The sequence below is a fragment of the Thalassobaculum litoreum DSM 18839 genome (assembly GCF_900102465.1).
GTDB lineage: Bacteria > Pseudomonadota > Alphaproteobacteria > Thalassobaculales > Thalassobaculaceae > Thalassobaculum > Thalassobaculum litoreum.
On sequence record NZ_FNBW01000023.1, the window covers coordinates 1 to 24011 of the forward strand.

The following is a 24011-nucleotide window of genomic DNA, read 5'->3' on the forward strand; positions in this document are numbered from 1 at the left end:
CGACTTCCGCGTCCATCACCTGCTGATCACCTCGGCCGGGACCGTGAGAACGGGCCGCTCGCCACTGGTTAAAATCAGCGTTAAATTTCCTTTAACTTGGCTGTAATTATACAGAGCAGCCCTTAAACGGCGCTTAAGCTATTGAGTTAATTTTATATTTATGGGGTCGCGCTTCTTACCAACCCGGAGATGCATTCGCATGGCATGCGGTCGGACCGGGGGTTGCAGGTCCTGGGAGACGGTCCTGGGGCGGGACACGCCACGCCCTTTGGTTCAATGTGCACGTGCACGATGGGGCGGCACGACACTTCCAAGGGCGTCAGACTTGGTGGTTAAGTTGCATTCGTATTTTTCCCGGATCCGGCCATTACCTCGGCCGCGACGTGAGCTGTCCGTCCGTCGTAGGTTTCATGACCTATGATCGGGGGTATATCGACCTGGAGCAGAGGGCCCTGCAGACCATCGACAACCCGTTCGGTACGAGGTTGTCACCCATGTCTCCGGGTCGGACAACCGCGGAACTGGTGCCGGCAGCAGGACTTGAACCCGCGACCCTCTGATTACAAATCAGATGCTCTACCAGCTGAGCTATACCGGCATCGCCCCCGGGATACGGGGCTATGAACTTACGGTCAAGCGAGCTGGTTGAGGGCTCCCGAACGCGTGCCCCCTGACCTGGGCTAGGGATTTCGGACCATGGTCAGCATCGCCGAAGGACCTTCGGTATCAGCCTGCGGAGCCCTCCCGGCCACGATGGCGGCGAACCACGAAACCACCTAAACGCCAGGGACCGGAATTCAGTCAGGCTCGCCAGGTTTGTCTCCGGGCTGACTCGTCAGCCCATCGCCTATCCGGCTTGCTTCCTCACTGGACAGACGAAATGCCAACCAGCCAAAGCCGGGATGCCTGAGGAACAGAGCGAACGTGCCGTCCTGATGGCGTTGCAGACGCCATTCCGGGTTTTTAGTGCTGCTGAACCGCGACCCAAGATCGATATTGAAGGGGACCCGGTCCGGCATCTTTGCGCGCACTTTTGCGAGCTTATCGACGATCTCCTGCAGCCCTGACGCATCGACGACCATGCGACCAACCCGCTTGTCGTCCTCGAACAAATCCAAGGCCGCTTCGAGCTTATTGCCGCCGAGCGATGCGGCCAACTTCATTTGCCGTAGTGCCATAGTGACCCTCTGTTGGCGGAACTGGATCAGGAAGCGTCTGGAGACCCAGGCGCTGACGGCAGATTGCGGTAAGTGTCCAGCTGTGCATGTGGTGCCTGCGCACCGGCGATTATGCGATCCAGGTCGGGCGCGATCAACTTGGTGAGCGGTGCGTCGGTGTTAGCTTTGGAGGAGCCAAGACGCGCGCTGATGAACTGATCCACCCCAGGATTGCCGGAGACCAATTTGTTTGAATCCTACGCCGGGGGTCAGCTGAGCATGACGTCTCCCTGCTCTTTAGGGCAGGGAGATGTCACTCACACGTTGTCGAGACGCGCCTTGCGTCCGAGATAGCCGCCGTGATGACGCATGCCGTACTGCTCGCGCGTCACGCCCTTCTGTTCCATCAGGGTCAGGGTCAGTGCGTCGGCGATGGCACTCATGGCGGCGATGGAGGCGGACGGGGTCAGGCCCAGCGGGCAGGGCTCGGCGATCACGCCCATGTCCAGCACCACGTTTGCACGGGTGCGCAGCTCGCTATCGGGATGGGAGGTGATGGCGATCACCGATCCCGTCCGGTTGATATGCGCGGCCATGTCGACGCATTCCAGTACCTCCCGCGTTTTGCCGGAGGTGGAGAAAGCGATCAGGCAGTCGCCCTCGGCGATCAGCCCGAGATCGCCATGGGCCGCCTCGCTGGGGTGGATGTAGACGGCGGGGGTCGCCGTGGAGGCCAGCGTGGCGGCGAAGCGGCGAGCGACGAAGCCGGCCTTGCCCATGCCGACCGTGATGATCTTGCCGGTGCAGCCCCGCATCAACTCCAGGGCGCGCTCGAAACCGTCATCGACGGAAATCGACTGGATGGCCGCGGCCTCGGCATCAAGGATCGCGCGGATGCGGTCGGCAACGGACATGCGGAAGGCTCCGGTCAGGACGGCAAGGGAAACAGGGCGCCACCCTTAGGAGCAAGCACGGGCTCTGGCAAGTGGGGCGTCAGAATGCCGACAGGGCCGGAATGGGCCGCAGCCTGATGCGGAACGTCAGCAGGGCCAGATGATGCCAATGGCCGTCACTGAAACCGCGCTGGAGCGCTGGGTCGCGGTGTGGCATGACGCGCAAATAGGAGGTTGTGGGTCCCTTGATCTGGCCCGTAGCCGAAATGGTCGTGTGCGCTTGCCGAGACCCAAAACATGGCGGCCTCCGATTGGATGGTGGACAGCATGACGAATAGCCGGTCAATGCTGCTGAGCGCCTTGCGTAAGTGCGTTCCTAGCGACATGACGGAGACGGCTATTTTGGCACTGGTCCTGCCGGACGTGACGACTGGGTAGTGTCTCAGTTTGAAATTTATTGACAGTCCTGCCTATTTGATCAAGGATTTCAATCACCTTGAGGACTCGCCAAGTTTGTTTCAGACCTATAAGTACAAACTGAAGCCGACTTGCCGGCAATACAATGCTCTGGACAGGGTTCTCGAGCAGCAGCGGCTGTTGTACAACGCCGCTTTGCAAGAGCGTATTCAGTCGTACCGGTATGGACAGGCGCTCGCAGCGAAGCGCGGCGCAACACGGCCAGATCCGAAGCTGGATGACTGGAAGCAAATCACCAAACTCGACCAGTTCAAGTCTTTGACTCAAATCCGTGCAGACGATCCGAGTGGGATTGGCGAAGTTCCCACAGCTCTCAGTCGTCACACGATCGAGCGTGCGGATCTCGCGTTCCAAGGTTTCTTCCGTCGTTTGAAACTGAGGAGTGGAAAGGCAGGATTCCCGCGTTTCAAGCCGATGAGCAGGTGGTCTTCGTTTGGTTTTCAGGAATTCTCAGGGATACGTCTGAAGGAGTCCGCCCTGCTGTTCCGCGGCATGCCGGGAAAATTGGAAGTTCATCTGCACAGACCAATCCCAGAAGACGCAGAGATCAAGGCGGCTACGCTCACGAAGGCCGTGGATGGCTGGTGGGTCTGCTTCAGGCTGAAGCTAGCGGACACCGAACCGCGCGAGGACGACCAGCGGCCTGTGGTCGGCATTGATGTGGGCACGCATCACTTTGCGGCGCTGTCCACAGGGTCGGTTCTGGAGAACCCTCGCATCGGCCGCAGGGCCGCCCGTCGACAGCGAGTATTGTCGCGTGCATTGAGCAGATGCCGGCGAGGCTCGAAGCGTCGTCAGAAAGCCCGTGAGCGTCTCGCGAGGCATCAGGCGAAGACAGCAAATCAGCGACGGACGTGGTTGCATCAGACGTCGGCGCGATTGGCGCGTGAACACCAGTTGATCGTCGTGGAGGACCTCACGGTCCGAAACATGACGCGGTCGGCCGCAGGCACCGTTGAAGAGCCAGGTACTATGGTGCGTCAGAAAACTGGTCTGAATCGCGAAATTCTGGACGTTGCGATGTCGACGTTCGTGAACATGCTGGTCTACAAGGCTGAGAGAGCCGGTGGACGAGTGGTTAAGGTCGATCCTCGATACACCTCGCAAGACTGCTCGATGTGCGGTTACAGGGAGAAGAAGTCTCTCAGTGACCGTGTTCATCGGTGTGGAGAATGTGGGTATGTCGACGATCGGGACGTGAATGCTGCTCGGAATATCCTTGTAAAAGGACTTCGAGAAGCCGGGGGTGTAGTGATCCCCGTGGGCCTTAAGTCGACAGTGGTTCACTGGCCCGAGAAAGCTCAGATGGAGATTTCAAACTGAGACACTACCGACGACTGAGTTGGACGCGCTGCAGGCTGACACCAAGATAGACTTGGGAGTTTGGGACCAAGGCCATGTTCTGCGCGACGCCCAGCAGCGGATCGCACCCACCGATCCGCAGGAGCACAAGGTCTTCGAGGCCCTCTGCGGAATGACGTGTTGGGAGCACGAAGGGCCGATCGTCCTGCACTGTGACGACGCCACCGGCGCGGCCCTGATGGCTGGTCTGCGGCCCTCCAAGTCTGATGAGACGGATGCGCAAGGCGGTACGACATGACCGGCAACACTCCTCACCTTGACGTGGAGGCGCTCCGGTCCCTGCTGCTGGACACGCTGACGCCGGATCACAGCACAACGCCGATCAGCTCGGCGCGGCACGTCATGCCGTATGCCAGCCGTCTGGCGGCAATCCTGGCCCCGCACCTGTCACCAGCCGATAAAGTGACGGTATCGCGGCTGATGGCGGACCTGTAGCGCAAGGCGTCTGAGGGTGCGTCATGACCCCGATCGCTGTCAGATGGGTCTCCCGCGCCATCGCCGCAGCCAACACCATGCAGGTGCGAAGCTGAAGCCGACCGCCGGGCGGCGCGTGTTTAGCTGTCAAACCAGGATTACCGACGCCGTTTCCCGAAGTAATCGTGGAGGGTCTTCGTCGTGACGCCATATCTCTGCGCCACCTGGCCGCCGGTCATCTGCAGGTTAAACCAGTCATCGCGGGCCGCCGTCAGTCGGCTTCCTTGGAGCGCCTTTTTGCGACCTGCCCGGCCGCGCGCTGCGAACCCAGCAGCGCTGGTCCGACGGTACAATAGGTTTGTCGCACCGCGGGCAACAAAGTCGAGCGCTACTTGTGCCTCCGGCGTCCACCGAATCGCGTTGCCTGTGGACAGGTCGCGGATCACGGCCCCGCCATCGCTCATTCGATACGTTTCGGTCAGCGCCTCCAGGATCTCAACTTGGTTGCGGCCAAGCACTTCAGGCGCGACAACAACAAGTTCGTCACCGGCTCGCAGCGTTCGAATTGCTTCGCTTCGCTCCGCGAGCGGGAGCGGCCTTTTCGGTGATTCCTCACCGCATATGCGGTCGCAACCTGCCGCCTCTAAGTTGTCGCGCTGCCGCTTCGGGCCGCTCGCCCAGCATCGCCAATATCCAATCCGCATCTTGTCACTTTTTCTGTAAACAATATGAAACGTGATGCGAAAAGTTATATTCAGAATGGTGCTCCAGCAAGCCGCTTTACCAACGGGCCGAGCTTAGTAAAGTCAAAAGCACCAGGAGCCATTGGGTCGTTTGACCGTAATAGACGATGGGAGGTGGCTGACGCGCTGAACGGGCGCGAGGGTGATCCCAGGGGATGATATTTCCGCGCTGCATGACGGGATTTCGCCAGATTGTTGATTCATGTTTTGTTCTAGGTCTGATAAACTCAGACCATGTTGTCACTCACTTATCTTCGCTTGCGCCTCGTCGATCCGGAGCACAACCGCAACCGGGTGTATGAGCTCGAAATCGACCGCGATCTGTTCGGCGAAATCACCGTAACGAAGCGGTTCGGCCGATATGGATCCCGGCTTCGCGGCTTCGTTGCATCAGCGCGAGATCTTGAAGATGCCAATCGCATTGCAGCTGGCGATCTTCGCCGGCGACTTACCGCGCGGCGACGTCTCGGTAGTGCCTATGTCCTGATGTCGGCCGCCGGCGATTGTGCACCCTTGGTCCGGCGCTGGCAGGAGGCGGGAGGGGCCGATCGACGCGCTCGTGACGCGTAAGAAATCACGGACCTCGATCGCGACCCCGGCCGAGCTTCCGCTATTCGCCGCCTAGGCTCCATTGGGGAAACACTGCTCGAATCTACAAAATTGTCACAAATTGTCACATATACCTATGTATCAGTACATGGGTGGAATGCTTTAGAGTGCTCTGTAAAGCCTGAGAGGGTGGCATCTACCCTCCGCGTTCCTGAAAGAGAGGCCTTCTGTCTCTCGATAGTCGAAGGGTCGATAGGCCTTTGGTCTGAGAGGCTTGAGCAGAAGGATGGTGACGGGGCTGGGAGCATCCATATGGGTTGTATCGGAGATCACGGACGATATACGAATAATTAAGAATATAAACCTCCTTATAGATACCCAATAAGATGTTTGTAAATTGAGATTGGGCTGCCCCTTACTGCGGCGGTTAGCTCAGCTACGACTAACAGGATGTTGAGGATTGCAGTGATGGGCATTGTTTCGCACAGGCTATTCGAACAGACGAATCCACAAGCGCAGCTACCCGTATCTGATGATCAAACAGATTCCGTTATGGGTTCAACTGGCTTCAAGGTGCTGCGTCAAGCAGACGTGCGCCTGAATGGTGGATATCTAGAAGCCGTGTTCATCGACACCTCGGTCACTGACTGGCATGTCCTTGCAGAGGGGGTTCGACCCGGTATCGAGGTCGTGCTTCTAGATGGCAACGCTGACGGCTTAGTCCAAATGGCCGCCTGGGCCGAAGGGTGCTCCGCCTACGATGCGGTCCAGGTACTCCATATCGTTGGCCATGGGCAAGCTGGCGCACAGCGGCTTGGATCCGGATGGTTGAGCCAAGACAGTCTCGACCGCTACTCAGCGCTCTTTGAACGTTTGAGTGCCAGCATCGCAGTGGGTGGTGGCGTCGTATTCTATGGATGCCGCGTTGCCCGCGGCTCAATAGGGCGGCGCTTCGTTGAGGATCTGAGTCTCCGCCTTTCCGCTACGATCGCGGCATCAACAGAGTTGGTTGGCCGTGTGGGCAGCCTTCTGAATCTCGCGCCAAACTATTCAACATCGCCCACGCCACTCTCGTCGTGCTTCTCTGAGCGTTGTTCATTCACAGGAACGCTTGCAACGCTTGGAATGAGCTACCTGACCGCACCAAATATCCTAAGCAAAGGCACCTTTAATACCGGATCTATCAATCAGGCGACGCCAGTTAATTCGAATAGCAGTCTTGAGCTTTCATACGAGATGGACCCATCATATTTTGGGACACTCACAATTGTATTAAAAGATAATTCAGGATCATCATCAGATATAACTAATAATAAAAATATTACAGGAATTAATAATGATTATTATGGATATTTGTATTTTACTTTCTCCGAAGTTTTTGCCCGTGCTGGCTCAGATGGTAAAGTAACATTTGAGCTTCAGGGGGATGGGGATTCGGTCACCAGAGAATTTATCCTAGACGTTAACAATCCAGTGTGGTCTGGGGAAACTTCAATATCCAGTAAGTCTACCACAGATCTGGATCTCGACCTTACGGTCAAAGATCGAACTACTGTAACATACAGCATCGAAAATACAGAAGATCATAGTCTCTTTCAAATTAAAGACGGTGATCTCCAGTTTTCCGATGGTGCCTCGCCGTCTGGGGGAAATTACACAGTCACGGTAAGGGCGACGGATCAGGCTCAAAACTACACGTCGCAGACTTTTACGATTGCCTACGACCCTAACGCTTCTCCGGTATTCGCCAATCTTAATGGCGGTACAATGTTCACCGAAAACGGTGGGGCTGTTGTCATCGATAGTGACGTTACCGTTTCAGATACGGAACTCGACGCTCTAAACGGAGGCGATGGCAACTACGATACCGCTACGCTCACGATCCAGCGCTCAGGCGGTGCAAATGCGAGTGATGTCTTCGGCAATAGCGGTCTTCTCGGAGGCCTGAGCCAAGGCAGCGAGTTCACATACGATTCCACTGTGGTCGGGAGCGTAACGACCAACAGTGCAGGGACGCTCAAGCTGACCTTCGATTCGAATGCAACATCGGCTGTCGTCGACAACGTCTTACAGAACCTGACATACGCCAACAATTCTGAAGGTCCCCCCGACAGTGTTGCCTTGAACTGGACCTTCAAGGACGGCTCGAGCGAGACCACTGGTACCAACCAGGCCACAATCACTATTACCGGTGTGAACGACGCCCCTGCTCTGGACGATACGAAGTCTCCGGTCTTGAGCGGTGTAGCGGAGGACGCTGCCGCTCCAACAAATGGAAGCACGGCCGGCAGCACCACCGTCTCAGACCTGATCGCCGGCATTAGCGATGCGGATTCAAACCCTCTCCAAGGCATGGCGGTCGTCGCCAAGAATACGAGCGCGGGTACGCTCTGGTATTCCACAGATGGCGGCAGCGCTTGGACTGAGGCGCCGACCGTCTCCACGCAATCCGCCTTGCTGTTGGAGAGCGATGCACGGCTTTACTGGCAGCCGAATGCCAATGTCTCTGGGACGGTAAGCGACGCACTGACCTTCCGTGCCTGGGACCGGACGGCCGGTAGCAATGGCAACACCGCTGATACAACAACTAGTGGCGGCACCTCCGCTTTCTCAACGAGCACTGACACAGTCTCGATAACGGTGTCGGCGGTTAACGATGCGCCGAGCCTCGATAATACGCAGTCGCTGGCCTTAACCACTGTTTCGAAGGGAGCAGGTGCACCCAGCAATGGGGTCACCACAGACAGTACGCTGGTCTCGGCCCTAACCGGCGGTATCAGCGATGTCGATAGTAGTGATCCAAAAGGAATCGCGATTACCGCGGTAAGCGATCAGATTACCCTGTGGTACTCCACTGATGCCGGTGCCAGTTGGACAGAGGCAACAGGTGTAGAGCTCTCGAATGCGCTGCTGCTCAACGAGACCGCTAGGCTGTATGCACAGCCGGGCAATGATGTCGGTGGTATCGTATCTAACGCCCTGACGTTCCGGGCTTGGGATCAGACCTCGGGCACTAATGGGACATATGCCGCTGCCGCAATTACTGGAGGTTCTCTCGCCTTTTCAAACAGCACCGACACGGTCTCCGTAACCATCGGTGCTGTTCCCCAGTTCACAGGACTGGACGGAACAGCCGCCTTCACTGAAGGCAACACAGCCGTGGTCCTCGACAGCAACGTCACCGTCGCCCAGACAGATCTCGACGCACTGAAGGGCGGTGAGGGGAACTACACTGATGCCTCTTTGACGATCGCCCGGGACGGCGGGGCGAACGCCAATGACCTCTTCTCCATCTCAGCGACCGGGGTCACGCTTGACGGGACTGACCTGAAGTCCGACGGCCAGAAATTCGGTACTTTCACGCAGACCAACGGGACACTGACCGTCAGCTTCACGAGCGACACCGCAACATCCAATCTGGTCGATACCGTTCTGCAGGGGATTACCTATTCGAATACGGCTGCGACACCGACCGGTTCTGCGACCCTGAAATGGACCTTCAATGATGGGACCTCGGACGCAACGGGGACGACCCAGGTCACACTGACGAATGCGACGGCGGCAAGCAGCACGGCAGGCAGCTTCAATACGACAACGGGCGCCAACCTCACTCCAAAGGCCGTCTTTGATACTGCCGGCGAGACGTTGACGATCACGGCTGCCGACCACCTTATCGGCTCCACCGCTGCTGGTGATGACGGGAGCGATACGCTCTCCTTGGTAACAGGCAGCAACCTGACCAAGCTCGCAAGCCTGAGCGGGTTCGAGAACCTGAAGATTGCTTCGGGCGGTGAGGTGACCATGAGCACCGCCCAGCTTACGGGCTTTACCGGCACCATTGCCGGGGCCGGCACGGAGACGATCACGCTGACAAATACCGGCACGGTTGCAGGTGTGACCCTGACTCAGATCGAAAAACTGGCAACGGCCGCCGACGGAGCAGCACAGACCGTTACATTGGCCGCCGACCTGGCGAACGGCCGTACGCTGATAGCAGGCGATGCTGCCAAGGACGGGTTTGTTGTCACTGGGGCGAACGGCGACCAGGCCATTACTGGCAGTGCTGGAGCTGACACTCTGGCCGGTGGTCATGGCGACGATGTTCTGACGGGCGGTGCCGGGAACGATGTGTTCACCGGTTCTGCCGGTGACTTCAACGCCGATAAGATTACCGACTTCGCTGTCGGCGACAGCATTGTCGTGACCGGTGCGGCCGATAACAAACTCGCTCAGTCGCTTGATGGCAAGGCAGCCGCCGGAACCCTGTCTCTCGGCGCGCCGTACTCTCTGTCGCTGGCCGATATCAGTCCTGCCAGTGGGACCTGGAAGGCGGTCTATGACGCCACTGCCACCACCACCACAATCACGCTTGTAGCCCCTCCCGCGGCGCCGTCGACCCCGACGTCTCCGATTGTGGTGACGCCGACCACACCGACGACGCCAGGGTCTGACAGCAGTACGACCACGTCTCAGACGATCACGAACACGGGCACGACGTCGGGCAGTGCTGCGATCGTGGAGAACTCCAACAACAACGGCAACGTGGTCACGGCAACCCTGCCGCCATCCACCTCCATCAGCTCCGAGGGGCCCTCGACTGCCCAAAGCGGCGACGATGCGCTCAACAGCCTGGTGACCGCGATCGACAACCGCGACTCAACCGCGGAGAACGACCTTATCGGCGGTGCTCAGACATTCCTCACCGATCTCGCATCCACGACCACATTGGACGTGCGCACCATCATCCCAACCACGACGTCGAGCTCGCTGTCCGATCCGATCGTGATCACCGGCACCAGCGCGTCCGGCGGGTCGACCCAGTCGGAGGCCTTCGTCATCGATATGCGCTCGCTGCCCGCGGGCTCGAACCTGCAGCTGGACAACATCGAGTTTGCTTCAATTATGGGGTCGGCGACGGTGACCGGCGGTAGCGGTGACAACTATGCCGTTGGCGATGATGCCTCCCAGTTCATCTCGCTAGGCGAGGGGGACGACACTCTGTACGGCGGCGATGGCGACGATACCATTGGCTCGGCCGCTGGTGACGACGAGCTCTTTGGCGACGCTGGAGCGGATCGGGTGCTTGGAGGCACCGGCAACGACACCCTGTCGGGTGGCGTCGGCGATGACATTCTCGCCGGTCAGGCCGGCGACGATATCCTTGTCGGCGGTGTTGGCCGTGATGTCGGGCGCTTCGATGAAGCCTATGAGAGCAGTCTGGCTCGTGTCGATCGATCTGACGGTCGGATCGCACCTGCGTCCGATATCGTGCAGGGTGTTGAGATCCTGGCTTTCTCCGACGGCCGATCGGTCGCGACAGTCACTGAAAGTTCCTTTGTCACCAGCTTTGACGAAGAGCGCTATCTGGCAGCAAACGCCGACGTGGCAGCAGCTGTCGGGGCGGGACAGTTCGTCTCGGGACGGGCTCATTATGAGGCGACCGGTGTACTCGAGAACCGCGATGGCGCTTCCAGCTTCGCGTTCGACGAGACCTTCTATCTGGAGATCTACACCGATGTCGCCGCCGCGGTTGCGGCGGGGCAGTTTGCATCAGCCCTTCAGCACTTCGAAGCGATCGGAAAATCGGAAGGCCGCACGCCGAGCGCGATGTTCGACGGCGACTGGTACTTGGCACAGAACACCGATGTGCTGACAGCCTTTGCGGCCGGAGACATCGCCAGTGCCTTCGACCATTACCTGACAGCTGGAGCAGCGGAGGGCCGGGCGGCGTCACGCTATTTCGACACCGCAAAGTACCTTGCCGCCAATGCCGATGTCGCAGAGGTAGGCGTCAATGCCCTCGAGCACTACCTCACATCAGGCATCGAAGAGGGGCGAACCGGATATCTCATCGACGATTACCAAACCTGGCTCTTCTCGTAATTGAACCGCCCGGGGGATTGCAGCAGACCAGTTTACTTGAATCCTACCCGGCGATCAGCGTCGGCTTTATGCAGATCACCGATGGGATCACGCGCCGGTGTGACCGCTTGGGGGTTGGCTTGCCTGTAAGACCTCGAACCGTTAAGAGGTCGGCTTTTAGCGCTCTGCAAAGGCAGCCACTGCATGTCCGAGTCATCACTCGTTTCAGTTGTAATGCCCGTATACAATCACGAGCGCTTTGTGTCGGATGCCATCCGATCTGTCTTCGCACAGACTTGGCGACCGATCGAACTGATCATCATCGATGACGGTTCGCGTGACCGTAGTGCAGAGGTGGTGCGCGAGGTTCTTGAGGAATGCCCCGATGATGTGACGGTCAGCTTTCGCTCCCGTGAGAACAGAGGAGCGCACGCAACCATCAACGAGGGGCTACGCGACGCACGCGGGACCTGGCTTACAATTCTCAACTCTGACGATGCCTATGACCCAACGCGCATAGAGCGCTGCCTTGCGGCGCTGGAAGAACGGCGCGCGCGTCTGCTGATCACCTATGTCGATCCGGTCGACGACGATGATGTGCCGCTGCCGGCCGGACATCCATGGCGGCATTGGTATAGTGACCTTGTGATGCAGGAACTCGACGCGGCGCCAAGCCTGTCGGCTCTTCTACTGCGTGCGAATATCGGCGTTTCGACCGGTAACTTTATCTTCGAGCGCTCACTGTACGACCAATTGGGCGAGTTTGCCGATTACCGCTATGCCCATGACTTGGACTTCCTGTTGCGCGCCTGTCTGACGGATGAGCCGGTCCTGATCCGTGAGCCGCTTTACCGATACCGCCTCCACACCATGAATACGATTGCCGAGAACGATCGGGCCGCCCAGCGCGAGACCACGGCAATCATAGCGCATTATCTAAGGCGCACCCTCGCTGGCCAGGCAACCAACCCATTTGCCCCCCGCTTGGACAGCTGGCCGCATTCATTCATGTCTTTGGGTCTGCCACCACACCTGTGCCGCGCGCTCGACAGCCTAATCGAGCGCGCAGGCAGCCCTACGGATGACGAAGACGAGATCATCAAGCCGGCATCAACACTGCCATCGCTGCCTGACAATGCGCCCCAAGTGACCCTCATCAGTCACAATTTGAGCCACAGTGGTGCGCCTGTGCTGCTCCGTGATGTGGCCCGGGAGCTGCGCAAGACAGGGGTGGGATCGCGTGTGATTTCTCTGGAGCCGGGCCCGATGGCTGACGCCTTTGAAGCCGAAGGCTGTCCAGTCGTAAATGAAAATCCGATATCCCGGCTACTCTTTCGGATTGCTCACCGGCTCACCGGCATGGCTGAGCACCTGTGGGTATTGCGCCGGCCAACCGGTCGCCTCGCATGGTTGGTGAGGGCAGTGGCCAGCCGGCTCCGGGTCCTCGATTATGTGCGCAACGGCACCGGCCTGCTTCTTGTGAATTCCTTTGCCTCCTGGCCGCTGGCGCTATCAGTCCTGAACCGGTGGCGCGGGCCCGCCTTCTGGTACATCCATGAGACCTTCAATCCGACAGTGCTGATGCGCGATCAGCGCTCATACGAGCGTCTGCAAAATCTGCGCGCCCGCGGTGCGGTTAAAATGCTGTATGGATCTGACGCAACACGCGCGGTTTGGGCTCGCGCTGGCTTTGATGGTGACGTTCTGTACTGGAGCGGACTCCCCATCGACGCCCCCCACACACCAACGACGATTGAGCCCGAAACCAAGGCGCCCGAAAGCCGCCGCCGGGTCGTGCTCTCCGTCCAGTCTGCCGGTACGCGCAAAGGCACCCGCGAGCTGCTGGAAGCCTTTGCGTATGGCCGTCGTGAGGGGCTGATCCCGCACGAGGCGGAACTGCGCATCGTTGGCTGCCCAAAACCGTCTGTCAGCCCTTTCGTTCGCGACCTTCTCGTTCGGATCCATCAGCCGGATCTGCGCGGCGCCGTGCGATTGGTGGCTGTTCTGCCGCCGGCGGAGCTTGATGCGCACTATAGAGATGCGGAAGTCTATGTTCAGTCTTCGATCATGGAGTGTCTGCCGCTTGCTTTGCTGACAGCGATGGCGCACAGCCTTCCCATTGTGTCGAGCGATGCTGATGGATGCCGTGAAGCGATCCAGCACGAAAACACTGGCCTTTTGGTGCCACAACGTCAGATCGCGGTTATGGCGGAAGCGATTTCGCGCCTATTGAACGATCGTGACGAAGCACACGGCTATGGGCAGAACGCACGCCGCCGCTTCGAAGAGTGCTTCTCGCTCGAGGCGACCGTTCCGGCACTGTTTGAAACGCTCTTTGCCGGACAACTTCCCTCGACGGCTCAGGAGGTCATGTCGGAGATGACCGCTGCGACACGGCGTTGATCACCATCCATGCCTGATAAAGGCGTCAAGGCCGACATCCAGTGCCGGCCGTCATGTAGATCGCGGATCATACGTTCGCAGCCATTGGAGAAGGACAGTTTGGGCTCCCATCCCAGGCGATCCTTCGCGCGGGTGATATTGAGCACGCTGACAGGCACGTCGAAAGCGCGGCCCGCCTGATAGCTTACCTTTGGTTTGACCCCCAGATGCTCTGTCAGGGTCTCGATGATACCGTTCAGCGAGATACCGATCCCGCTTGCGATATTGAATACCGGCGCGTCGCCACACAGCTCGACGGGGGCGTTGGCGAGAGCCACCAATCCCTCTGCAAGATCCGCAATATGGATGTAGTCGCGTACGACCGAGCCATCCCCCCAGATCGAAATTTCTTCACCCGCCATCGCCTTGAAAAGAAATGCGCTGGCAGCCCCTTGGGGGCGCTTTGGATCCTGGCCGGCTCCAAAAGGATTGGAAATGCGCGCCACTCGGCAGTCCAGGCCATAACAGTCTCGGTAGTATCCAAGATACATCTCAACCGCTGCCTTCGACACTCCATAGGCGGTCACCGGTGCGAAGTTATGGGTCTCCGATACAGGTGTTTGTTTGAGGCGGCCATAGACTGTGCCGCCGGAGGAGGCGAACACTAGCCTCTTCCCAGGGATGCGGCGAAGGGCTTCAAGCAAGCGGATGGTGGAGCGAACATTCTGGTCAAGATCGCCAATCGGATTTTCATTGGCTGTCTGGGGGATCGTCGACCAGGCGTAGTGATGGATTACATCGACATCGTGGAGGATTGCGTCCCACTCAATGGACTCAATCTCACCCTGCTGAAACTTCATAGGGAGCTCGTCGAACTCGGGAGGGGGAGACATCCGATCAACTACGGTGACACGCCCACCGCTTAATGCCAGCGCCAAAGCCGTGTGGCGGCCGATGAACCCGAGGCCGCCGAGGACCAAGTGATGCTTCATTCTAAAACAGTCCCATGCGTCATAGTGCGGGATCCGCAAAGCGGACTGGTCCGATGACGACCGCTCATCTCTGCACGTCTGGCAGATGCGTGGTCTTGTATTCGTAGCCTGCAAGCCGGGCCGCAAAGGGTATCAGGCGTTCGAGTGTGTGAAGGATCGTGCCATCTTCTGGCACTGGCTCCACAGGATAATCCTCCCAGCCCAGCGATAATGCGAACAGGGGTTCAAGCGCTTCACGACGCGCCCAGAACATCGTTCCATTGGGCCAGTCAAACGCTTGCGGCAACTCAGCGAGCCCCAGTTTGGCGGCAAGCTCCTCTGCGATGGACCGGTTCTTGTCCCAGCCGCAGATATAAGGATCATCGGGGAACAAAAGACCGAGCTCTTCGGTTGCCATAAGCGTCGCTACCGCAATGTCGGCGGCGGGTGTCATCCCACCAATAGTGTGCTCCCATAGGAACTCTCGCCAACCGTCACCGATGCCCGTATCGAGATGCACGCTTTTCTTACCGTGCACATGGCCGATCACGTCGTAGTCGTCGAGCGACACCCCATCAAGACCCGTGAGGAAAGCGCCGATATCGCGTCCCCGGTTCGGCACGACCCGCACGTCCACAAGACCGCGCTCATAACCGGCAAGACCTTCGCGCAATACTGCAGCTCGCTCATCGTCGGTGGTGGTGAGCACCAAATCGCATCTCAGCGCGTTAACATTCAGGCGCTTAAGGAAATCACCAATGAGATCGGCATAGTGAAAATGCCCGTGCAGCAGCGTGCGCGTCGTTTTCGGCAGTGCTGGCGCATCCACGTCCTTCAAGCGGATCACGTCATGTACCCAGCGGCCTGCAGGTCGGCCGCGACGCAGCCAGTCGGCCAGTGGATCGTGCAGCGAACCGCCGCCGCCCATGTCCTCATCGTAGATAAGGGTTTGAAACCCCGGGAACGGCCGCCGCAGACCGAGTGCCGCATTATCACCGGCACCAGCGCGCACGACCCTATTGCGGATCAGATAATCCCAAAGCGCTTGATCCTCCGGAGCCTCACCATGCGGCCCTGCAAAGAACCCAGCATCGAACGCTTTTTCAGATTTGATGAGCTCATGATCTTCGCTAAGGGCAGCCGCTTCCTCGGCCGCCTCGCTGCCCAACGCGTCGAGTTGAGCGCTATAGCGTGCCATATCAAAAGATGCAGCGGCGTTGCGCAAACACGCTGCCGACAACTGCTCAAGGGTATTGCGATCTGCGGCGAGATCCACCACGCGCTTACCCATCGCGGCAACGTCCAGATACGGCACAACCAGATCCGCGGTAGCCGGATCGGCCGCCAGGACTTCAGCGATACCGCTGGCCTCAGCAAAACATATGACCGGGCATCCCCGAGCCAAGGCATCGATGCATGTGTTCGGCATCGGGTCTATACGCGAGGTGAGGACAACAGCATCGGCTGCCCGATACACCTCATCCAGGTCATCGAGCTCACCGGTAAAAATCAACCGATCCCCGAGGCCGGACCGCGACACCTGATCGGCGATATAGGTGGAGTAATGGATATCCTTGTCCGGCTCATACCCCCCACCTACCCACACGAAGCGCAGGTTAGCACCGCGATCGGCAGCAACAGCGGCCATTGCTGCGGCAATGAAGAGGTCCACGCCTTTACGGAACTGAACATAGCCGAGGCCAACAACGACAAAGCAGTCCGCTTCTGCGTCTCCGCGTAGCGTGTTCCGGATTTGACGCGGTGAGGTCGATAGCAGGTCCTGTTGGCGCGGCGGCAAGACCGGCACGCCCTGGGCTGCAATGGTATGGCGGCGCTGGCGCAGGAACCGATATCCAGCAGCATCATATGATCGCGCAACGACGTCGGCTGGGAACACGACGTGGTGAGCCCAGAGAAGAACGTCATAGAGGCCGAAACCAGCCACGTTTGCTGCGAATTCATGGATCAGCGAAACGACACCGACACCAGCCCGCGTAAGACGCGGGACCACATCGCGGGTCTCGGCGCTGTTTGCGATCGCGAAACTTGGCCGGACCCTGGCAACCAGGCGCTCAACCACCCGGTCGAAATCGACACTGGTCAATGCCGGGTAATCCGGGATCATGACGACATCGCTGCACACGTCAGCGAAGTCTGCTTCCAGTACGCCGCCTTGCTTAAGAACGACGACAACGTCGTAGCGCTCCTGCAGATCGCGCGCGATGTTCCAGCCTAGAATGGGCGCGCCGGTCCTTGAGGCTTCGTGCAGTACAACCAGGACACGCTTGCGTGCGGAGGTCGTCATGTCCTTGACGACCATCCGGGTCGCAGGCGACACGCCCTGACGGCCCTCGGCACGGCCAAACAATGCGTAGTGGCGCAGCAACCCTATGCCGGACTCAAGGACATCTGGATAGCGTCGAGCATAGTAATCGGGCTCGAAACCGGCCGATGGCGCAATGCCGAGTGGCTCTCCGGCCTCCAGATAATGCTCCAGAGGATCGCGCCCCTGTTCCTCAGCTTCTTTTGTCAGGGCATAGAAGGCCGGATCGAAAAGCCCGCTCTCGCGTATGGCCTGCAGCTCTGGGTCCACGGGCACTGGGGGAGGCGGGGGCGGGGGCGCGGGTTCACTCAAGACCCGTCGTGCGACCCTGCGTGTCATTCTCAAGATATACTCAGCAGACGAGCGCGGAGGCTCAGGAGGAGGCGGTGGTTTCAGAGGCTCGTTGTGAACCAATCGGCCAAGCACCTCCCCGAGATAGCCGCGGTCTTCCATCACGCCAGGGCTATCCGTGTTGGCGAGCCGGCAAACCGCTCGCGCCACCGAAGTAAGATCACGCGCCGTGGTCTTTGCCAGATGCCGCGACAGCTCGTCCCATGATGTTGCGCGATCCGCATAAGCGCGCCAGTGGTCGCGCTCTGCAGACAAGGTGCCCGTTTCGGATCTGGCTGCAAGCAGGTCCTGGTGGATCTCGCGCACCGCATCGGCAAGGGCATCAGAGCGTTCTTCTGCCACCTCGCGCATGCGCACCGCTTCGCGCGTCGCCAAGCGATCGACCAAGGCATCGCCCAACCGCGCGAAGTAACGCCGCATCGCATCAAGACCGCCATCCTGTGACGATGCGAGCAAAGCTTCAAGACGAGCCGGCGGGGGTTCGCTTCCGACATAAGCGACCCCAAGCCCGTTGCTGTGAACGAACTCGACGCTGGGCCAAGCCGCTTCAATTTCAGCCCACAGCTTCCACACACCAAAATCGCCATGGCGCACATTGGTGTCGTGAAAGAGCACCACCCCATGGCGACTCATCTTCGCGAGCCAGCTTTGATAATCCTCGCGTACCGCCTCGTACGTATGCAGCCCGTCAATATGCAGGAGATCGACCGAGCCATCTGGAATATGAGCGCGCGCGTCCTCGAAACTCATGCGCAGGAGTGTGGAGAATCTACCGTAGAGAGGATCGTGATACTCTTTTAGATTGTAATATACATCATCCCCATAGAGACCGGCATGCTCGTCTCCCATCCAATGATCGACGCCGAAGCTGCGGGTTTCCAAGCCGAGCGTCGCCACCGCTTGGGCGAAAGCACAGTAGGAATTTCCAGTGTGCACGCCGAGCTCAACGAGGGTCTTCGGACGAACCGCTTGAACGAGCCAGAACGCGAAAGGAATGTGCCCGACCCAAGAGTCCGGCTGCACGAGGCGGTTTGGGGGGAGTAGCTCCAAGCCCCCGACCCCCCAAGCTGCGTTGGAGCCATTGTCGGGCAAGGGCGGTTGCTCGGCGGTGCTCATCGTTCGCATCATTCCAGGAAAAGCCTTTGACTAGATTGATTTAGTCGAAGGTGCAATGGGAAAGGCATGCAGAACCATAGCAGGCTCTCTGCCGGCAGGTGATGCGCTCCAACAATGGCAAAAGGGGCGCGTGGCCGTAAACTGTGCCGACAGTGTGCTTAGCCGCACCCAAGGCGGCAAGCGGACCATATTTCCATATCGGCTAAAACGACCCCTGAAACAACAATTCTCGCAGGACCCCAGCTGCGCCGCTCTACGCCGCACATCTGGTTTGGCCGATGAGCCTGATCCTAACCCTGGAAGCTGCACCAGTCAGTGAGGGCTGATCCTGATTTTGACGCTTCAGATGCCGATGTCATCGACATAGAAAGCCACCCCTTCAGAGCGAAACGCTGGCATCGTGGCCTCCACAATGTCCGCCTCCGTCTGACTCGCAGTAAAGAAGTGAGATCCCGTTTGGGTATTGAAGAATCTATACAGTGGAACAAGGCCCTCATCGCTCGTCTGGGAAGCACGGTATGCGGCTCCTTCAAACGTATAGCTTGGCAGCGTGTTGATAATGCCATCCCGTTCTTGCGGCGAAATTGTGTAAAAGTGCGTACCGTTCGTCGTATTTAAGAACCGCCAAACCACTTCTCCCAACGATCCGGATGTTGAAAACACCGCACCTTCAAATTGATAATTTGAAAGCCCATCGAGAGCCGATCTTTCCGCCTCCGACGCTGTGTAAACATGGGATCCTGAGGAAACGTCTCGGAACCGGTAAATGTTCTGTTCCGCAGCTATCTGTATAGCACCATCACCAAACTGGAATATTTCAGTCTCTCCAACGATATCTATGCCATCCGGCCCTGCCACCGTGAAGGAACTCTCAGATTCACCTGTGATCGGGTTCTTTGTGCGAGTCCACGAATAGAAGACCTGCGAGCCGGAAAAGACTGCGATATCTGTGCCAGCACCGCCGTATATAGTGTCATTTCCGAGCCCGCCTCGGATGTAATTCGACGCTGCATTACCTGTGATATCGTCGTTACCTGAGCCTCCAATTACATTTTCGAGCGTCACATTGAAGGCAATCGTGACATTATTTGATAAATTATTACCAATACTACTAAACGTTCCGCCAGATAACCGCACGATGCTATCAGTGGTTTGATTTGATAAATCAATGACATCGGTGCCTCCCGTATCGTAAATAGTCCGCATAAAATCATCTGTAGTATTATTAAAATAATATGTGTTGTTTCCAGGGTTCGCAGTCGTGTTTGCACCATAAAGATATTGGATCGCAGCTATGTCGTAGATGCCAGGTCCGGGCGGTTCGCTGTTGGTGCCAGGGTGGGCATTGTACGACATGACTGTTGTGGCAAAGCTATCTTCTGATTCTGGAAGAAAGGGGGTCTCGTCTCCGTCCCCATAGTTCCCAGGATGTTTTAAGCCGATCGCATGACCAATCTCATGCAGTATTGTTGAGAATCCACTTTCACCAGGATTCAGCTGATTGGCCGAATCAACATCGTTTGCTATGAATATGTCTCCAGAACTTCCATTGTCACTGGTCAAACTATAAGCATAGCCTGCGGTATCCCCTCCCTGGTTATTAGCTCCCAAGCGAATATCAACGCTGTTCTGATCCGAGACTTCGGTAAAAGTGATATTGGCGACTAACGCCCATTCAGAAAATGCTTCTTTCACTGCAATACGTTGTGCAGCTGTTAGTGGAGCAAAGCCTAATCGATCCGCTTCAGAGGCATAATCAGGAGGGCTTTCCATAAAGCTGAAATTAATCTCAGCGCCTGTGCCGACCTCTGCCGCACCCCATTTCGGCGTATTTTCGAAGAGAAGTGCCGAAACATAGTACGCTGCTGTCATATTCTTAGCTGGTGCGACACCGATTAGTTCAAGTCGATTGAGATCCAGCTGCGTAAGCCCACCGTCCCCGCAAGCCGTACAACAGCACATCACCGGGTGTGTAAAGGTCGTGTATTGGGGGAGTGACATTGTTTCTTTCTCTAGCATTGCATCGCACCCAGGTCGCTGCAGGGATGTGTTATTGGATCAACTAAATAAGCCCGTGTAGAGGACGATCATTGCCGTTTATCCCTCCCCCCTGGAATTGGTTCGCCGATATGTTTTGGAAACCGCGGGATGGTTCTGACCCCATTTCTGGTCTAGCCGCCATGCGACGTTTCAGGTTGGGTTGATTGGGGCCGCAAAGGCGCTGGGGGTCAAGTCACCCAGGCTGAAATACGCAGATGCGGACTTGGCCACAGCCCAGATGAAGAACACCAAGGTGCAGGCGCAGTCGAGGTCTAACGCTGGAAGCTTGCTGAGGATTCCCGCAGGTTCGGCGTCATCCGGGTCTGGGGCATGCGCACCGGGGTGATTCAGTCAGCGTGGATTGGTACGATGGCAGAGGCGACTTTTGGCAAGGCGCCAGGCGATATTCTCGGCTATGCTAGCCAGGTTGCTACCCGGGTTTGATATGCTAGGTAGTGTAAGGCAGGGACTCCGGATGGTTATGTAGGGTTGATTTTCATTGACTTTTAAGTCCGTAGAGAAGAGATATGTATAGGTTGTTTCCGATGCCCCCAAGCCCGGAAACAATCTGAGTCCTGTTGCTATATTCTCTCTGGATTGTGCTTCAGGACTAAAAAACCCCGGCTTCGGCCGGGGTTTTGCTTTTACCATCACCTCATCGCCAGAGCCGGTATTGTGGGTCTTGTGTCGTCGAGTTGTACAACGCCGACCGCTCGCACTCGGGCCGCGGTGGGCGCACACCCGATGAAGCGTATCGGACCGTTAAACCGACACCGTTGCGGGGCTCGCTCCGGCAACGGCGGACAGCGACTGTCAGCATGAACCACACCAGGGAATAGCTTAATCAAGCCGCCAAACTGTCCGAACGATGGGGACCACCTCTTTTAGACCATCAAAACACGAATCTACGCGAGCTCTGTTAGAGTGAGTTAAACTGGTTAGGGACGTTATCGTCCAAATTATTCTAATAATATCAACATGCTATAAGATAATAAGAAGCTCAGAGCACGAGCTTAAGGGTGTCAGTACACGAGGCGAAGGTCCTCAGAACACGTGCACCAGCACGCTCAAAACACGAGAGCCAGATCATTCCTGGGCTCTCAAAGCACAAAGACCGCTTTGCCACAGCCATATACGTGCTTTGAGAGCCTTAGCGTGGGACGAGAAGGGCGCCCGGCGGCAACATAAGGCATTCAAGGCACGAATCAGTTCATAGTTCGTTCGTCAGCCTGGGGCTGGCAGCACTGCCAGATAGCCGCCCCTGGCGCGTGACTCTGGTTTAGCGCGGTTCGACTCGTGCCCTGACTGCCTTAAATACCACGAAACACTCATTAAGGCCGTCAAGGCATGAACATCTAACATTGAAAGACGCAACCAAGTGGGCACACTTTGTTGGCCGATTATAGGATGTGCCATGTCCAAACAGACAGCCCAGCTTCCGCTTAAACTTGACGGACCACTTGTCGGTGCGATCAAGGGAGAGCGCAATATCATGGCATATCCTTTCTTCGATCTCGACAAGAGGGCGCTCAAAGCACGAATTGAATTCGAGGATCCGGACCTCGGCGTCAAGATCGCTGTCCGCGCAGCCGATGGGAGCGGTGTCCCCACCATCTATGACAAGGACCTGGTGCTCTACGTGGCAACGGTACTGGCTCAGCGGATGGATGAGGGCCGGTTAACGGGTAGCGATGAAGATCGCGTGATCAACTTCACCGTTCACGATTTTCTACGCGTCGCCGGGCGATCGACGGACGCTCGAAGCTACGACCGCTTCAAGGCAATGTTGGATCGTCTAACGAGCGCAACTATTTCAACCAACATTGAAGTCACCGTCGATGACGAGACTTTAGGAGCCGATGGTTGGTTCGAATGGTTTGAGCGCACGGGTACCGGAATTCGGTACCGCACGGGGAAAAATGGATTAAAGCGGATCAGCCATGTTCGTATCACCGTTGGGAAATGGCTGTTCAATGCGATTGTTAAGGACCGCAAGATTCTGACTTACGCCAAGGCGTATTTCGATCTCGAACCGATCCCCCGACGTTTATACGATCTGGCCCGCGTGCATGTGGGCGCGCAGGATCGATGGCAGGTAAGGCTTCCGAAGCTTCAGGCGCGGATCGGTGACCATTCGCGGATCTCGCAGTTCCTCTCCGGACTGCAAAAGCTTGAGACAGAAGACCGCCTCCCGGAGTATCGGTTCCGAATTGTCGAACAGGTTCGTCCAGGGCGTATCCGCCGCTCCGCCAAGGATTTCGAACGGATTATGGTTGTTTTCACCAGGCGAACAGGCACCGATGATCGCCAGACCGTCACCGCTGATCCGGGCGCACAGAGAGTGGTCGATCTTCCCGCTCGCGAGGCGCCCCACCCACGTCTAGCAGCTGAGTTGAAATCCATTGGGTATATGGGGCGGCTTACCCGTGTTCGGTCACTTGTCGAACGCCTGAACAACGCAGGCGAAGCGATACCAGAGGGAAAAGCCGCAGTTAAGCTCAACGAGCGTGCGCTATGTGACGATATCCATGCACTGGCTCAAGCGCTGGTTGACGCTGGAATCGAACACAGCCGATAGTGTGGGCCACACCCTCCTTGAACTGATCTTAGGGAACCAGCGATGCACGACCCAGCCAGAACAGAGGCTGCCATGCGGTGGGCCAAGCAGCGACTTGTGAAAACCCCCGAACTGCTCGCGTCTTCGCGCCTCGGTCTTGGTGATATTGAAATGGCTCACATTCTTCCCAACCAAGGAAGCAGCGACAAGCACGAAGATACCCTTCATCTAAAAGATAATTCTTAAAATAAAAACTACGATTTTAGAATAACATAACAACAATTATTTGAAAATTATGTTATGTCTGTTCGACTAAAATTATAGTGTAGTACCGAATTTTTCGATGACCAGTGTAGAAAGATCAAATGGATTTTTGAAATTTCGATCGAACCATTGAGACGCGACAGCTGCCCGCTCGGCAGCACTCGTTCCGGCTGTTATCTGTTCCGGAGCCGAGTAGATGCTGGTGAACATCTGCATGTCCTCCCCGGATTTCATGACTTTTGCTTCAAACACTAGCTGGGAATCGGGTTTTCGAGCTTGGAATAGTGCCGTGGCACGTTTAACCGCGCCCTCCAATGAGATGTGGGTTTCGCGGAACGCTTCGGAGCCATCAGCGGCGTAAGCTAAGAGTATGTACGTCATTCGTTGCCTGTGATTTCGATTATTTCGGCTTGGCCTACTGCTGGTTCGGTCTTCAGCGACGGGAACAGCTTAACCGGCCGTCCGGATTTCAGGGACCACTTCTGATCACCTCTGACCTCCTCTCATATCCCACGTCCAATTCCCTGAAACACCCTATCTCGGTGTCCGC

General features: G+C 57.4%; 14 protein-coding genes and 1 tRNA gene. 7 read left to right on the top strand and 8 right to left on the bottom strand.

Annotated features, from left to right (window positions below; genetic code table 11):
- Window positions 1–522 precede the first annotated feature (522 nt).
- The 3 genes from BLS34_RS24110 to BLS34_RS24120 all read right to left on the bottom strand — a co-directional run bounded on the left by BLS34_RS24110 (window position 523) and on the right by BLS34_RS24120 (window position 2071).
- Window positions 523–598: transfer RNA gene (locus BLS34_RS24110), tRNA-Thr, on the bottom strand.
- A 199-nt stretch (window positions 599–797) separates the two neighbouring features.
- Window positions 798–1178, bottom strand: a complete 381-nt coding sequence (locus BLS34_RS24115; protein WP_139189459.1) for a hypothetical protein — start codon at window positions 1176–1178, stop codon at window positions 798–800.
- A gap of 296 nt (window positions 1179–1474) precedes the next feature.
- Window positions 1475–2071 carry a KpsF/GutQ family sugar-phosphate isomerase gene (locus BLS34_RS24120; RefSeq protein WP_093154507.1) on the bottom strand — a complete coding sequence of 199 codons (597 nt, stop codon included), beginning with the start codon at window positions 2069–2071 and terminating at the stop codon, window positions 1475–1477.
- 426 nt (window positions 2072–2497) lie between these two features.
- Here BLS34_RS24120 and BLS34_RS24125 point away from each other — a divergent pair, with 426 nt between their 5' ends.
- Genes BLS34_RS24125 through BLS34_RS24135 form a run of 3 tightly spaced genes read left to right on the top strand, consistent with a single transcriptional unit; the run spans window position 2498 to window position 4324 of the window.
- The gene (locus BLS34_RS24125; protein WP_093154510.1) at window positions 2498–3850 is read left to right on the top strand and encodes an RNA-guided endonuclease InsQ/TnpB family protein; all 1353 of its coding nucleotides are present in this window, start codon (window positions 2498–2500) and stop codon (window positions 3848–3850) included.
- Window positions 3851–3869: 19 nt separating this feature from the next.
- The gene (locus BLS34_RS24130) at window positions 3870–4127 is read left to right on the top strand and encodes a hypothetical protein (protein WP_093154512.1); all 258 of its coding nucleotides are present in this window, start codon (window positions 3870–3872) and stop codon (window positions 4125–4127) included.
- On the top strand, window positions 4124–4324 hold the full coding sequence (locus BLS34_RS24135) for a hypothetical protein (protein WP_093154514.1): 201 nt from the start codon (window positions 4124–4126) through the stop codon (window positions 4322–4324). Before BLS34_RS24130 ends, BLS34_RS24135 begins: the two co-directional genes overlap by 4 nt.
- Window positions 4325–4461: 137 nt before the next feature.
- On the opposite strand, the gene BLS34_RS25665 is transcribed toward BLS34_RS24135, so the two are convergent.
- Window positions 4462–5007: a recombinase family protein gene (locus BLS34_RS25665; RefSeq protein ID WP_139189460.1), complete on the bottom strand. Its 546-nt coding sequence runs from the start codon at window positions 5005–5007 to the stop codon at window positions 4462–4464.
- A 273-nt stretch (window positions 5008–5280) separates the two neighbouring features.
- Between BLS34_RS25665 and BLS34_RS24145 the strand changes: the two genes are divergently transcribed.
- The 3 genes from BLS34_RS24145 to BLS34_RS24155 all read left to right on the top strand — a co-directional run bounded on the left by BLS34_RS24145 (window position 5281) and on the right by BLS34_RS24155 (window position 13860).
- On the top strand, window positions 5281–5616 hold the full coding sequence (locus tag BLS34_RS24145) for a WGR domain-containing protein (protein WP_093154519.1): 336 nt from the start codon (window positions 5281–5283) through the stop codon (window positions 5614–5616).
- Between the two features lie 447 nt (window positions 5617–6063).
- Window positions 6064–11478: a DUF4347 domain-containing protein gene (locus BLS34_RS24150; protein ID WP_175474371.1), complete on the top strand. Its 5415-nt coding sequence runs from the start codon at window positions 6064–6066 to the stop codon at window positions 11476–11478.
- A gap of 213 nt (window positions 11479–11691) precedes the next feature.
- Complete coding sequence (locus BLS34_RS24155) at window positions 11692–13860, top strand: glycosyltransferase (protein ID WP_281241221.1); 2169 nt, start codon at window positions 11692–11694, stop codon at window positions 13858–13860.
- Here BLS34_RS24155 and BLS34_RS24160 read toward each other — a convergent pair.
- From BLS34_RS24160 to BLS34_RS24170, 3 genes are all read right to left on the bottom strand, one after another.
- The gene (locus tag BLS34_RS24160; protein WP_093154527.1) at window positions 13818–14831 is read right to left on the bottom strand and encodes an NAD-dependent epimerase/dehydratase family protein; all 1014 of its coding nucleotides are present in this window, start codon (window positions 14829–14831) and stop codon (window positions 13818–13820) included. The two genes, BLS34_RS24155 and BLS34_RS24160, sit on opposite strands and share 43 nt — an antisense overlap.
- 64 nt (window positions 14832–14895) lie before the next feature.
- The gene (locus tag BLS34_RS24165; RefSeq protein WP_093154530.1) at window positions 14896–18600 is read right to left on the bottom strand and encodes a rhamnan synthesis F family protein; all 3705 of its coding nucleotides are present in this window, start codon (window positions 18598–18600) and stop codon (window positions 14896–14898) included.
- 342 nt (window positions 18601–18942) lie between these two features.
- Window positions 18943–20601 carry a M10 family metallopeptidase C-terminal domain-containing protein gene (locus BLS34_RS24170; protein ID WP_215906208.1) on the bottom strand — a complete coding sequence of 553 codons (1659 nt, stop codon included), beginning with the start codon at window positions 20599–20601 and terminating at the stop codon, window positions 18943–18945.
- A 1453-nt stretch (window positions 20602–22054) separates the two neighbouring features.
- Between BLS34_RS24170 and BLS34_RS24175 the strand changes: the two genes are divergently transcribed.
- Window positions 22055–23218 (top strand): replication initiator protein A, encoded by a 1164-nt coding sequence (locus BLS34_RS24175; RefSeq protein ID WP_093154535.1) that lies wholly within the window; start codon window positions 22055–22057, stop codon window positions 23216–23218.
- Between the two features lie 297 nt (window positions 23219–23515).
- Here BLS34_RS24175 and BLS34_RS25670 read toward each other — a convergent pair whose 3' ends face one another.
- Window positions 23516–23842, bottom strand: coding sequence for a hypothetical protein (locus tag BLS34_RS25670; protein WP_139189461.1), 327 nt, complete (start codon window positions 23840–23842; stop codon window positions 23516–23518).
- Window positions 23843–24011 lie beyond the last annotated feature (169 nt).